The sequence below is a fragment of the Stenotrophomonas sp. STEN147 genome (assembly GCF_056757995.1).
Genome location: NZ_JBRRCG010000003.1, coordinates 17,702 through 30,628, shown reverse-complemented (window position 1 = coordinate 30,628; position 12,927 = coordinate 17,702). Strand labels below are relative to the sequence as shown.

The window sequence follows — 12,927 nt, the reverse complement described above, 5'->3', positions numbered from 1 at the left end:
CCACAGCAAGGAGCTTCCTCCCATGATCGAACTTCATGCGCGCTGCGTGGACGATGCCCAGTGCCGTTTCCGCGGCGACACCCTCAACGTCGAACTGGAACTGCGCAACAGCGGCAGCGCGCCTGTGTCGCTGCCGCTGGAGTACATCCGCAGCCGTGGCCCGTCGGTCAGGGTGAAGGACAACCACTCCGAGAAGACCACGGCGTTGCGCAGCGGCATGGCCTCGGCCGCGCTGCGGCAGCAGATGCAGGAGCTGCGCGCGGGCCAGTCCCTGCGCATCGGTTTCCCGATCAAGCCGCAGGAGCTGACACGCTTCGCCCTGCGCCCGATGGATGTGACCCTGCAGTTCTCGATCAATCTGACACCCGGTTCCACCGGCGCCGAGGCGCAGGTGGTCCAGGCGCAGCTGCACGTGGTCGACGCCGACTGACCGCAGCGGCCGGCACTCCGCTTGGGGTCAACGCAGTTCGAGAATCTCGTCGCCGGTTTCGTCGATCTCGCCCGTCGGGCACCAGCCGAGATGGCGGTAGAAGCCATGCGAGCGCGAGCGCGGGTCGGCCGAGCACGCAAGGAACAGCCGGTGGTGACCGGCATCCCGGGCCAGGCTGACCACATCCTGCAGCAGACGTCGGCCGATGCCCAGATTCTCGTACTCCGGCAGCAGGGCCAGAACCAGCACCTCGCCGCTTTCGCGGTCGGCAAACCCGTAGCCGGCCATGCGCTCGCCGTCGCAGGCGATGCGTCCGATGAAATGTCCGTTGCAGATGCCTTCGGCCCAGCTCTGCGTCGTGATGCCCAGCTCGGCCAGCTGCGCTGCACTGAAGGCATTCTCGCGGGTACGCCCGCGCAGGTCGATGCAGGCGGCGGCATCGTCGGGGTGGGCATCGCGGTAACGGATGGTCATGGCACCTCCTTGTGACCGGGCGCTGAAGGAACTGCCCGTCTCGTTCAATCGCTGCCGATCGTGAAATATTCGGCGGTGAAATAGCCGATCTGGTAGAGCAGGGTGGCCGCGGCCAGTCGCAGCTGTGCCCGGCTGGAGTGCAGTTTCCAGCCCAGCAGGACCACCAGCAGCATCAGCAGGGTGTGGACCGAATACGCCGCGCCCAGCAGATGCCACCGGCTCGTGCCCTTGATCGCGGTGTCCACCAGATCCAGCAGCGTCAGCGCGCCGATCACGCCGAATATCCAGCGTCGGCGCTGCATCAGGTAATTGCCGTAGCTGCCGTAGTCGCGCAGGTCATCCGGGAACAACAGGGCGCAGAGCAGGAACCAGGTCGCGCAGTAGCAGATCACGAACAGATAGGTCTCGAACGTCCAGCGGTGGACTTCGATCAGGCGGAACTCCCACCACCAGAAGGTGACCAGCGACACCAGCGTCCATGCCACCCAGCACAGATGGAGTGCCGAGCAGCCGCGTCGCTGGGGATGCTCGATGATCTGCGCAATCCCTTTCAGCAGGGTCGTGATCGACAGGCCCAGGATGATGCCCATCACTACGCGGATATGCAGGAACAGCGGATCGGTCTGCATCGGCCCGTCCTGTCATCGGATTCCGCACAGTAGAGGCATGCCCGCTGTGGAGGGGATGCATATGGCGTCAGCGCCTGCGCCGCACCAGCGTCGAGGATGCCTCCAGCACCGCGCGGGTCAGCAGGGCCATGGTCTGAACATCGCCCTTCCAGTGCTGCCAGTACAGCGGCACGTCCTCCCACGCGCGCTGTCGCACGTAGACCAGGCGGCCGGCATCCAGGTGCCGCTTGACCAGCGGCAGGGGGTTCATGGTCCAGCCCATGCCGCCCAGGTTGGCCTGCACGAAGGCACGGGTGGAAGGAATCCACCACGTCGGCGCGGTACTGGGCAGGTCGTCGCCGGCCATGCGCCGGGCAAAGCGCGACTGCATTTCGTCCTTGCGGTTGAACACCAGTACTGGTGCCTGCGCCAGCGCCTGCGCGGTCACGCCCTTGGCGAAGTGCCGTTCGCGGAACTCCGGCGTGCAGGTGGCCGCGTAACGGATGCTGCCGAGTGCATGGATCTGGCAGCCCTGCACCGGCTCGTCCAGGGTGGTCACCGCGCCGAGCACCGTGCCTTGCCGCAGCAGCTCCACGGTGTGGTCCTGGTCTTCCACGCGCAGGTCCAGCGTAGTGCCGGTACCCAGTGCGAACTGCTGCGCCGCCTGCGGAAACCAGGTTTCCAGGCTGTCGTGGTTCACCGCCACCGGGATGCTGGCCTGGGGCAGATCCTCATCGGCCAGGCCCATCCGGTGCAGGGCGTCATGCTCGAGCAGGGCCGTCTGCTCGGCCAGCTGCACCAGCACCTGGCCTTCGGCGGTGGCAGTGGCGGGGGCGCCACGCTTCACCAGAAGGCGTCCGACACGATCCTCCAGCGCCTTGACCCGCTGCGAGATGGCGGAGGGGGTGACATTGAGCGACTGCGCCGCGCGATCAAAGCTGCCTTCGCGGATCACGGCGGCGAGCGCGCGCAGCTGGGCATGGTCGATGCGCATTGTATTAAGTTCCGCTAATGTTGGTTTAGGAAGTTTAGCTCGTCTTTTCTATGTTGCGGCGCGACAATGGCGCCCGTACCCGGTGCTGTCCGCCTTCGCGAGGCACCGTCCCCCAGCAAGACAAGGCAGTGAATCCCATGTTTTCGGTCATCTCCGCCGGCACCGGCCTCGGTGCCTGGTTCTCTGGTGCAGCCACCGGCATCGGCCTGTTCGCCGTGGTCGGTGCCCAGAGCGCCTTCATCCTGCGCCAGGGCATCCTGCGCAAGCACATCGTGCCGGTGGTCGCCACATGCGCGGCCATCGATGCGTTCTTCATCTTCGCCAGCGTGGCCGGCCTGCGCACGTTGACCTCGGCGCTGCCGTGGCTGACCTCGGCCGTGCTGTGGACCGGCGTGGCTTTCCTGGCCTGGTACGCGATGAAGTCGGCGCGCCGCGCCATTGCCGGTGGCGGTGGCATGGGTGAAGCCGACAGCGACGACGGCAGCCGCCGCGCGGTGCTGATGGCGGCGGTCGGCTTTTCGCTGATCAACCCGCACTTCTGGCTGGACATGATGGTCATCGGCTCCATTGCCGAGAACTTCGGCCACGCACGCATGGCCTTCGCGGCCGGCGTGGTCACCGCGAGCTGCCTGTGGCTGACCGCGCAGGGTCTCGGTGCGCGCCTGCTGGCGCCGCTGTTCACCAAGCCCAGCACCTGGCGTGTGCTTGACGGCACCATTGCGGTGATCCTCAGCATCCTGGCCCTCACCCTGGCGGTGCGCGGGGTCCACTGACCCGGCGCACGCCCCCCGAACCCACGTCCTGACTCTCTCTCCAAGGCAGTGGCAACGACGGCACCGGCAACGGTGCCGTCGTCTTTTCCGGCTCTGGCGGGACAGACGGCGCCTGCCTAGAATCCGTGTACAGGACAAGGTGTCCATTGGAGCAGGGGGAAGGATGCGCAGGACGATGTTGACGGCCGCACTGGTCGTCGTGGGTAGCGTTGCCGCGGGCAGCGCATGGGCGGTGGACCTGACGCAGTTCCTGCGCCAGGAGACCTTCACCGACATCAAGATATCGCCGGGGGGCGAGTATGTCGCTGCCACCGTGCCGATGGAGAACAGCACCTCGATCGCGGTGATGCGGCTGGCCGACAAGAAGCTCGTGGGCAGCTTCCGCCCGCCGCAGAAGAACCATGCCCACGAGTTCGACTGGGTCAGCAACGAACGGCTGTTGATCGGCCTGGCCGAGAAGTGGGGCGCGCTCGATGAGCCCAACCCCACCGGCGAGCTCTACGCCATCGATGCCAACGGCAACCGCGGCGAGCTGCTGGTCGGTTACCGCGTCGAAAGCAAGGGCCCGGGTACCCGCATCCAGCCGAAGAAAGTCGAGGCGGTCGCGGCGTTCCTGGCCGATGATCTGCCCGGCGACGAACGCAACGTGCTGGTCACGGTATGGCCGTTCGCGGAGGATCCGTTCACCCGCGTCGAACGCATGGACGTGGTCAGCGGCAGGCGCTCGCGCATGGCTTCCTCGCCGGTGCGGCGCGGTGAGTTCACCACCGACGGCCAGGGCGAAGTCCGGTTCGTCCACGGTGCCGGCAGCGACAATGTCAACAAGCTGTACTACCGCGAGCGAACGGGTGACAGCTGGAAGATGATCAACGATGAGGCGGTGAGCACGCGCATCGAGACCGCGATCGGCTTCTCCGCCGATGGCAGCCTGGCGTACCTGCAGGCCGAGCAGGCGCAGGGGCCGGATGCCATCGTCAGCTGGAATCCGCAGACCGGCGAGCGCGCTGTCGTGCTGCGTGACGAGGTGGTCGATCCGTACCGCATCATCCGCCAGCCCGGCACCCACGTGCCGGTGGGCGCCCTGTACATGGGCGACACACCACGGACCCGGTTCTTCGACGAGAAGTCGCCGGAGGCGCGCCTGTACCGCAGCCTGGAGGCGGCCTTCGGGGGGGCGGTCTACATCACCTCCAGTACCCGGGATGGCCGCGTGGTGCTGGTGGAGACCTGGTCAGGCACCAATCCCGGCGACTTCTATGTGTACGACACGGAGGCCCGCAAGGCTGAGCACCTGATCAGCCGCAGCGACTGGATCGACATCGATCGCAGTGCAACGGTGCGTCCGGTGGCACTCAAGGCGCGCGACGGACTGCCGCTGCACGGCTTCCTCACCGTGCCCTCCGGCAGCGACGGACGCAACCTGCCGATGGTGGTGATGCCGCACGGTGGGCCGTTCCACGTGTTCGACAATGGACAGTACGACCGCCAGACGCAGATATTGGCCGCCGCCGGCTACGCCGTACTGCAGGTCAACTTCCGTGGCTCGGGGAACTATGGCCGTGCGCATGCCCAGGCCGGCGCCCAGCAATGGGGCGCCGCGATGCAGGATGACGTCACCGACGCCACCCGCTGGGCGATCGCGCAGGGGATCGCCGATGCCAGACGCATCTGCATCTACGGTGCCAGTTACGGGGCCTACGCCGCGATGATGGGCGCTGCCCGCGAACAGGGGCTGTACCAGTGCGCGGCCGGCTATGTCGGCGTGTACGACCTGCCGCTGATGTTCGCCCGCGGCGATGTGCAGGAGCGCGACTCGGGCGTGACCTTCCTGCGCGAATGGCTGGGTGATCCGGCCAAGCTGGGCGCGGTTTCGCCGGTGAACCTGGCCACGCAGATCAAGGTGCCGGTGTTCCTCGCGGCCGGTGGCGAAGACAAGCGTGCGCCGATCCAGCACACCGAGCGCATGGAAGCGGCACTGAAGCGTGCCGGGACGCCGGTGGAAAGCCTGTACTACAAGACCGAGGGCCACGGCTTCTACACCCTGGCCCATCGCACCGAGTACTACGACAAGCTGCTCGCATTCCTGTCGCGCAGCCTGGGAGGCAAGACCGCCCAGGCATCGGCGCCGGCAGGGAAGGGCAAGGCGCCGTAAACGCAGAGCGGCGGCGGATCCACGATCCGCCGCCGCGCAGTGCAGTTACCTGACCCCGTGCATCATCCGCTTCAGCAGCGGCGCGGCGATGAAGGCCAGCAGGGCGCAGCCCAGGCCGATCCACATCAGCAGCCAGAACAGGTGCGCATACGCACCGGCCGCCGCCGCCATGTCCAGCGTGCCGCCTTCGGGCACATCGATGGCCGCCAGCTTGCCGAACAGCGCGGCAAGCGTCTCGGAGAAGGCTGTGGCCAGGAACCAGGTGCCCATCATCAGGCTCATCACCCGCGGCACGGCCAGCTGCGTGACGGCCGACAGGCCCACCGGCGACAGGCACATCTCACCACTGGCCAACAGGAAGTAGGCCAGGACCAGCCACCACACGCTGGCCATCTCGCCGGTGGCGCCGACCTGCTGTGCGGCCAATGCGAGCGGGACGAACGAGAGCGCGCCGATCACCAGGCCCCAGGCGGATTTGACCGGCTTGCCCGGCTCCCAGCCGCGACGGTCCATCCAGGTCCAGAGGGCGGCGAAAGCCGGCGCCAGCAGCACCAGGAACAGTCCGCCCAGATAGGTCAGGGAGCCGGCGGTCTGCGGAATCACCAGGCAGTCGCGCACCAGCAGGACCAGCATCAGCGCGACGATGGCAATGAAGAACCGGCGCGGCGCGGCCGAACCCGGCCGACGCTCGGTCAGGCGCGCGCTGACCACGAAGCCCAGCGGCGCCAGCAGCAACGACAGGATTGACCAGGGCAGCGGCGTGCCGTCGGTGATCACCAGCGAGGGAACGATGTCCTTGGTCAGCAGGCGATCGGTGAACGTCACCCACGAGCCATAGGACTGCTCGTACAGGGTGAAGAACACCAGCGCCAGGAAAATCAGCACCATCAGCGCGATCATCTGCTGGCGCTGCACCGGCGTGCACTGGCTGCCGGTGAACCAGGCGAACCAGACCAGCACGCCCCCCAGCACCACCAGCATCAGCATCAGCGCCAGGCTGATCTCACCGCCCAGAGCGAACGCACCGTTACCGGCGGCCCACATCAGCCACGCCAGTGGCAGCATCGCGAGCACCGCGCACAGGTAGATCAGCCATTCACGCGGCAGGCCGAGCACCCGCTGTTTCAGCGCGGCTGGCTGCGGCGGCTCGGCATGCCCGTGCAGGTACTTCTGCCCCCACAGGAACATCGCCAGCCCGGCCAACATGCCGATGCCCGCCGCGCCGAAGCCATACTTCCAGCCATAAGCCTCGCCAAGGAAGCCGCACACCAGCGACGAGAACAGCGCCCCGAGGTTGATGCCGGCATAGAACAACGAGAAGCCCGAGTCGCGGCGCGGATCGTCCTTGGCGTACAGCTTGCCGACGATGGTGGAGATGTTCGGCTTGAGGAAGCCCACGCCCATGATGATCAGCGCCAGCGACAGATAGGTCACCGCCAGCGCCGAGGTGTCGCGCACCACTTCACCGTTGACCCTGTACGCCGCGTGGCCTTCGAAGGCCATGCCGAGATGGCCCAGCACCAGCAGGATGCCGCCGAACAGCACTGCACGGCGCATGCCCAGCCAGCGATCGGCCAGCATGCCGCCGAACACCGGTACGCAGTACACCAGGCCACCGTAGGCGCCCAGCAGGTCCAGTCCGGCCTTGTCGCCGAACAGGTGGTACTTGGTCAGGTACAGCAGCAGCAGCGCCTTCATGCCATAGAAGGAGAAGCGCTCCCACATCTCGGTGAAGAAGCAGACGTAGACGCCCTTGGGGTGGCCAAGGAAGTCGTCGGAAGCGGGAGCGGCAACGGTCATCGACGGCGGGCACTGCGGAAAGGGCGCGATTATAGGCCCGCCGCCGCGCCCGTGGCGGGCAACGCCTGGCCGCACCCGGCGAGCGGGGTCACAGGTATCGCAGCCAGCCCAGGTCGCGCCGACGCGCCTTGAACCGCGCGAATGCCCGCGTCGGCGGGTACAGCACCACCGCCAGCGCACAGGCGACCAGGATCAGGCCGGCGACCGAATCGAGGGCGTACAGGCTGCCGTGGGTCGGCCCCCAGAACCCGAGCGCCGCCAGGTACAGCAGCTTCAGCAGATACAGATGCAGCAGGTAGAAGAACATCGGTGCCGCGCCGATGTCTGCCAGCGGCCTCAACGCCCGTGCCATCGCAGGCCACTCAAACAGGCGCAGCCACAGCAGGCCAACGCCCAGGGTCAGCAACAGGAACTGCAGTGACGGCGGATACTTGGTCACGTTGAACACGCTCATCCAGGTGCGCAGCGCGTCCTGCTGGAACTGCCAAGGCGTATCGCCATAGCCGTTGCCGAACCGCAGCAGGGCGAACATGCCCAGCGCTGCCAGCCCAGCAGACACCAGCCAGCGGTGACGCTGCGCTGGCGCGCGGTCCGTCGCGAACCAGGGCCCCATCAGATAGCCGAGCGCGATCACCCCGATCCACGGCAGCACCGGATAGGACGTGCGCAGCCGGAGTGCACCGGCCTCGATCCAGTCCCGCTGGTGCAGCACCTTCCACAGCACCGGCAGCACACCGTCACCTGCCACGCTCACCCCGTCGAGCAGGTTGTGGCCGGCCACCAGCAGTACCGCCAGCGCCAGCAGCGCCGCGCGTGGCAGCCACAGCAGGCCGGCCAGCGCGACCATGCTCAGGCCGATCGCCCAGATCACCTGCAGGTACACGGTGTCCGGAGGCAGCTGGAAGGTCCAGGCGAAATTCACCAGGGTCAGTTCCAGCACCACCAGGAACAGCCCGCGTTTGAGCAGGAACGCGGCCGTGGCCCGGCGCGGATCCGCCTGGCGCTGGCCGTACAGCCAGGCCGACAGGCCGGTCAGCAGCACGAACACCGGCGCGCACAGGTGGGCCAACAGGCGGCACGCAAACAGCGCGGGGGAGACCGTGGATGCGTCCATCGGGTCGCTGACCTGGTGCTGCAGGAAGAAGGTCTCGCGCACGTGGTCGAGCAGCATCAACAGCATGACGGTGCCGCGCAGCTGGTCGATGGAGGTGAGGCGGGCCGGTGGCGGAGAGGGCATGCGGACGGCGATGGCGTTCAATCGAAAAGATATAACATATCGTTTGCGGGATGCCCAGCCGGAATGTGCCGGATGCGTCTGCTGCCTGTGCCTGATCGGAGTCCTGCCTGATCCGCTGGCGCTTGTCATGCTGCGGTGTGCTGGACTTGCCGCCCCCTGAACGCTAGCGTGGCAGGGATTTTTTGCCAGCAGGGGCTCCCATGAACCACGACGCTGCGCCCAAGCAGCTCACCTTCCGCGCAGTGGCCCTGGCCATCGTGCTGGCGGTGGTGCTGTCCGCGGCCAACGCCTACCTCGGTCTGTTCGCAGGCCTGACCATCGCCACCGCGATTCCCGCCGCAGTCATTTCCATGGGCGTGCTGCGCCTGCTGGGCGGTGGCTCGATCCTCGAGAACAACATCGTGCAGACCGGCGCCTCGGCCGGTTCCTCGATCGCCGCGGGTGTCATCTTCACCATCCCCGCGCTGGTGATCATGGGCTACTGGCCGGACTTCAAGTACTGGTGGGTGCTGGGCATTGCCGGCCTGGGCGGCCTGCTGGGCGTGCTGTTCTCGGTGCCGCTGCGCCGCTCGATGATCGTCGAAGATCCGCTGCCCTTCCCGGAGGGCAAGGCAGCGGCGGAAGTGCTCAAGGCCGGTGAGAACCCGGGTCCGGGCCTGAAGATCCTGGGCCTGTCGGCGGTGATCGGCGCCTTCGTCAAGCTGGCCGCGGAAAGCGGCATGCGCCTGATTCCCGATGCCTGGGCCACCTCGGCCTACGTGGGCAGTTCCAAGGTCACCGCGTTCATCGGCACCAACCTGTCGCCGGCGCTGCTGGGCGTGGGCTACATCGTCGGCCTCAACGTCGGCATCGTGGTGGTGTCTGGTTCGATCCTGACCTGGCACATCGCCATCCCGCTCTACCAGGCATTCTTCATGAACACCGATCCGGCACTGGCCGCGTCGGTGGCCGCTGCGTCCTCCACCGAGGCCGCATTCGCCATCTGGGGCGCGAAGATGCGCTACCTGGGTGTCGGCGCAATGCTGATCGGTGGCATCTGGACCTTGATCTCGCTGCGCAAGTCGCTGCTCAACGGCGTCAAGAGCGGCTTTGCCGCCGCCCGCAAGAGCGGCGGACCGGTGCTGGCGCACACCGAGCGCGACCTGCCGATGAAGTGGATGCTGGTCGCCCTGGTAGTCTTCGTGCTGCCGCTGCTGGCCCTGTACCAGGCCATCGTCGGCCAGTGGCACGTGTCGATCCCGATGACCATCATCATGATCGTCGCCGGCTTCCTGTTCGTGTCGGTCTCGGCCTACCTGGCCGGCCTGATCGGTTCGTCCAACAACCCGGTCTCGGGCATCACCATTTCCACCATCCTGTTCGCCTCGGCGGTACTGGTGGTGCTGCTGGGTGCCGATGGCCTCAAGCCGGTCGGTACCGGCGGTGCACCGCTGGGTGCGGTGGCGGCGATCATGATCGGCGCGGTGGTGTGCTGTGCCGCCGCCGTCGGTGGTGACAATCTGCAGGACCTCAAGGCCGGCTACATCGTCGGCGCTACGCCGTGGAAGCAGCAGCTGATGCTGGGCATCGGTGCGTTCTCCTGCGCGCTGATCATGGCCCCGGTGCTGAACCTGCTGGCCACCGCCTATGGCATCGGCGTGAAGACCGAGCTGCACCCGAACGCGCTGGCTGCGCCGCAGGCCAACCTGATGGCGTCGGTGGCCAAGGGCCTGTTCGGTGGCGAGCTGCCGTGGACCTTCATCGGCATCGGCGCGGTGGTTGGCGCCGTCATCATCGCCTTCGACAGCTGGCTGAAGGCGCGCAACGCGCGCTTCCGGGTGCCGGTGCTGGCGGCCGCCATCGGCATCTACCTGCCGCTGGAGCTGATGGTGCCGATCTTCCTCGGCGGCCTGATCGCTTACCTGGTCGAGCGCTTCCACAAGGTGCGTGCCGATGATGAAGAAGGCCGCGACCGCGTGCACAAGCCGGGCGTGCTGTTCGCCGCCGGCCTGATCACCGGCGAGGCGCTGATGGGCATCGCCATCGCCATTCCGATCGTGGTCAGCAGCCGCGCCGATGTGCTGGCCGTGCCGTTCCATCTGCCGGCCGCACAGTGGATCGGCCTGGCCGTGCTGTTCCTGGTGGGCTGGCTGATCTACCGCACCGGCAAGTACGCCAAGGCGTAATGCGGGGGGGCGGATCCCTTCCCGCCGGGAAGGGCTCTGACCCCGGGTCCACCCACAAACCGCGCTACGGCGCGGTTTGCTGTTTCTGGCGGCTGCCGATCACGGCCATGACCGATGGCCTTGGCAGCCCCGGGCTGCGGGGCCTACCATCGCTTTTTTGCCGTCCTGCGGAGATCCCGATGAAACTGCGTCATGCCCTGCTGCCACTGAGCCTGCTGGCCGCTCTGCCCAGCGTCGCCGCTGCCCGTGGCCTGGAGATCCGCGACATGGTGGCCATGGATCGCGTTTCCGCGCCGGTGCTGAGCGCCGATGGCGGCACCGTGGTGTTCGCCAAGCGCAGCACCGACGCCAACCTCAAGGCCAGCACCGCCCTGTACGTACGCAACCTGCGCACGCGTGATGCGGCACCGCCGAAGCAGATCACCCCGGCCGGCTGGAACGTCAATTCCGCCTCGCTGTCGGCGGACGGCCAGACGGTGTACTTCCTCAGTGCCAAGAACGGCAGCCAGCAGCTGTACGCGCAGGCGATCAACGGCGGCGCCCCGCGCCAGCTGACCGATTTCCCGGTGGATGTGGACAGCTACCACGTCTCGCCGCAGGACGACCGCGTGCTGTTCAGCGCCGGCGTGTTCCAGGCCTGCGCGTCGGACCTGGCCTGCACCGAGAAGAAGCTGAAAGAGAAGAAGGACGCCAAGGCCAGTGGCCAGGTCTGGGATTCGATGTTCGTGCGCCATTGGGATACCTGGAACGACGGCCGTCGCAACACCCTGTTCGTCGCGCCGCTGCCGGGCGCCCAGGCCGGCCCGGTCAAGGGGGCTTCGGCGCTGAGCGCCACCCTCGATGGCGATGCGCCGTCCAAGCCATTCGGTGGCAATGACGACTTCGTGTGGTCGCCGGACGGCAGCAGCGTGGTCGCCAGCATCCGCGTGGCGGGTCGCGAGGAGCCGTGGTCGACCAACTTCGACCTCTATCGCTTCGATGCTGCCGGCCGTCAGGCACCGGTGAACCTGACCGCCTCCAACCCGGCATGGGATGCGGGCCCGGTGTTCAGTGCCGATGGCAAGACGCTGTTCTACCGTGCGATGAAGCGCCCCGGCTTTGAAGCTGATCGCTTCGGCCTGATGGCGATGGATCTGGCCAGCGGCAAGAGCCGTGAGATCGCCCCGCAGTGGGATCGCTCGGCGGGTGGCATCGTGCTGTCCGCCGATGGCGCCAGCATCTATACCACCGCCGATGATCTGGGCGAGCACCCGCTGTTCCAGATCGATGTCGCCACCGGCAAGGCCACCCGCCTGATCGGCGATGGCAGCGTGACCGCCGTCGATGTGGCCGGCACCAGCGTGGCGATCACCCGCAACAGCCTGAAGAGCAACGACCAGGTACTGGTCGGCCTGCTCCCAGCCGCCGGCCAGCCGATGGGCGAGCTGCGCGCGCTGACACCGTCTGCCGGCGACGTGCTGAAGGACGTCAGTTTCGGCGATTTCGAGCAGTTCTCGTTCAAGGGCTGGAACAACGACACCGTGCACGGCTATGTGGTCAAGCCGCACAACTACCAGGAAGGCAAGTCCTACCCGGTCGCATTCCTGATCCATGGCGGACCGCAGGGCAGCTTCGGCAACGGCTGGAGCTACCGCTGGAATCCGCAGACCTATGCGGGCCAGGGCTACGCGGTGGTGATGATCGATTTCCACGGCTCCACCGGTTACGGTCAGGCATTCACCGATGCGATCAGCCAGCACTGGGGTGATCGTCCGCTGGAAGACCTGCAGAAGGGCTGGGACGCGGCACTGAAGAAGTATTCGTTCCTCAACGGTGACAAGGCCTGTGCTCTGGGCGCCAGCTATGGCGGCTTCATGGTCAACTGGATCGCCGGCAACTGGAACGGCCCGTTCAAGTGCCTGGTCAACCACGATGGCGTGTTCGACCAGCGCATGATGGGCTACGCCACCGAGGAGCTGTGGTTCACCGAGTGGGAGCAGGGCGGCACGCCGTACCAGAAGGCGGCGAACTACGAGAAGTTCAACCCGGTCAACCACGTGGCGGACTGGAAGAAGCCGATCCTGATCATCCATGGCCAGCAGGACTTCCGCATTCCGGTCGAGCAGGGCCTGGCGGCATTCACGGCGGCGCAGCGGCAGGGGATCGAGTCGAAGTTCCTGTATTTCCCGGACGAGAACCACTGGGTGCTCAAGCCGCACAACAGCATCCTGTGGCATGACACGGTCAATGGCTGGCTGAAGCAGCACATCGGCGAGTAAGCCGGTCCGGCGCCGCCCCCCAGGGCGGCGCTCTGC

Annotated in this window: 10 protein-coding genes; 5 read left to right on the top strand and 5 right to left on the bottom strand. The window is 66.9% G+C overall.

Going from position 1 to position 12,927, the window contains the following annotated elements:
• Window positions 1-22 precede the first annotated feature (22 nt).
• Complete coding sequence (locus tag ACVOKU_RS05000; RefSeq protein ID WP_481559300.1) at window positions 23-430, top strand: hypothetical protein; 408 nt, start codon at window positions 23-25, stop codon at window positions 428-430.
• A 27-nt stretch (window positions 431-457) separates the two neighbouring features.
• Here the strand turns inward: ACVOKU_RS05000 and ACVOKU_RS04995 are convergent, their stop codons facing one another.
• From ACVOKU_RS04995 to ACVOKU_RS04985, 3 genes are all read right to left on the bottom strand, one after another.
• Window positions 458-904: an N-acetyltransferase family protein gene (locus ACVOKU_RS04995; protein ID WP_481559299.1), complete on the bottom strand. Its 447-nt coding sequence runs from the start codon at window positions 902-904 to the stop codon at window positions 458-460.
• A 44-nt stretch (window positions 905-948) separates the two neighbouring features.
• Window positions 949-1,533 (bottom strand): hypothetical protein, encoded by a 585-nt coding sequence (locus ACVOKU_RS04990; protein WP_481559298.1) that lies wholly within the window; start codon window positions 1,531-1,533, stop codon window positions 949-951.
• A gap of 67 nt (window positions 1,534-1,600) precedes the next feature.
• Window positions 1,601-2,506: a LysR family transcriptional regulator ArgP gene (locus ACVOKU_RS04985; RefSeq protein ID WP_053516191.1), complete on the bottom strand. Its 906-nt coding sequence runs from the start codon at window positions 2,504-2,506 to the stop codon at window positions 1,601-1,603.
• A 137-nt stretch (window positions 2,507-2,643) separates the two neighbouring features.
• On the opposite strand from ACVOKU_RS04985, the gene ACVOKU_RS04980 reads away from it, so the two are divergent.
• The gene (locus ACVOKU_RS04980) at window positions 2,644-3,279 is read left to right on the top strand and encodes a LysE/ArgO family amino acid transporter (protein ID WP_053516190.1); all 636 of its coding nucleotides are present in this window, start codon (window positions 2,644-2,646) and stop codon (window positions 3,277-3,279) included.
• Window positions 3,280-3,442: 163 nt separating this feature from the next.
• The gene (locus tag ACVOKU_RS04975; protein WP_481559297.1) at window positions 3,443-5,431 is read left to right on the top strand and encodes an alpha/beta hydrolase family protein; all 1,989 of its coding nucleotides are present in this window, start codon (window positions 3,443-3,445) and stop codon (window positions 5,429-5,431) included.
• 45 nt (window positions 5,432-5,476) lie between these two features.
• Here the strand turns inward: ACVOKU_RS04975 and ACVOKU_RS04970 are convergent, their stop codons facing one another.
• On the bottom strand, window positions 5,477-7,231 hold the full coding sequence (locus ACVOKU_RS04970) for a peptide MFS transporter (protein ID WP_481559296.1): 1,755 nt from the start codon (window positions 7,229-7,231) through the stop codon (window positions 5,477-5,479).
• A gap of 88 nt (window positions 7,232-7,319) precedes the next feature.
• Window positions 7,320-8,468, bottom strand: coding sequence for an acetyltransferase domain-containing protein (locus ACVOKU_RS04965; RefSeq protein ID WP_481559295.1), 1,149 nt, complete (start codon window positions 8,466-8,468; stop codon window positions 7,320-7,322).
• 200 nt (window positions 8,469-8,668) lie between these two features.
• Between ACVOKU_RS04965 and ACVOKU_RS04960 the strand changes: the two genes are divergently transcribed.
• Window positions 8,669-10,633: an OPT family oligopeptide transporter gene (locus ACVOKU_RS04960; protein WP_053516183.1), complete on the top strand. Its 1,965-nt coding sequence runs from the start codon at window positions 8,669-8,671 to the stop codon at window positions 10,631-10,633.
• A gap of 179 nt (window positions 10,634-10,812) precedes the next feature.
• Window positions 10,813-12,891, top strand: a complete 2,079-nt coding sequence (locus tag ACVOKU_RS04955) for a S9 family peptidase (protein ID WP_481559294.1) — start codon at window positions 10,813-10,815, stop codon at window positions 12,889-12,891.
• Window positions 12,892-12,927: the final 36 nt, after the last annotated feature.

Excerpts from the sequence above, each read along its gene's own strand:
- ACVOKU_RS05000 (WP_481559300.1), top strand. The coding sequence starts at position 23 with ATGATCGAACTTCATGCGCGCTGCGTGGACGATGCCCAGTGCCGTTTC.
- ACVOKU_RS04995 (WP_481559299.1), bottom strand. The coding sequence starts at position 904 with ATGACCATCCGTTACCGCGATGCCCACCCCGACGATGCCGCCGCCTGC.
- ACVOKU_RS04990 (WP_481559298.1), bottom strand. The coding sequence starts at position 1,533 with ATGCAGACCGATCCGCTGTTCCTGCATATCCGCGTAGTGATGGGCATC.
- ACVOKU_RS04985 (WP_053516191.1), bottom strand. The coding sequence starts at position 2,506 with ATGCGCATCGACCATGCCCAGCTGCGCGCGCTCGCCGCCGTGATCCGC.
- ACVOKU_RS04980 (WP_053516190.1), top strand. The coding sequence starts at position 2,644 with ATGTTTTCGGTCATCTCCGCCGGCACCGGCCTCGGTGCCTGGTTCTCT.
- ACVOKU_RS04975 (WP_481559297.1), top strand. The coding sequence starts at position 3,443 with ATGCGCAGGACGATGTTGACGGCCGCACTGGTCGTCGTGGGTAGCGTT.
- ACVOKU_RS04970 (WP_481559296.1), bottom strand. The coding sequence starts at position 7,231 with ATGACCGTTGCCGCTCCCGCTTCCGACGACTTCCTTGGCCACCCCAAG.
- ACVOKU_RS04965 (WP_481559295.1), bottom strand. The coding sequence starts at position 8,468 with ATGCCCTCTCCGCCACCGGCCCGCCTCACCTCCATCGACCAGCTGCGC.
- ACVOKU_RS04960 (WP_053516183.1), top strand. The coding sequence starts at position 8,669 with ATGAACCACGACGCTGCGCCCAAGCAGCTCACCTTCCGCGCAGTGGCC.
- ACVOKU_RS04955 (WP_481559294.1), top strand. The coding sequence starts at position 10,813 with ATGAAACTGCGTCATGCCCTGCTGCCACTGAGCCTGCTGGCCGCTCTG.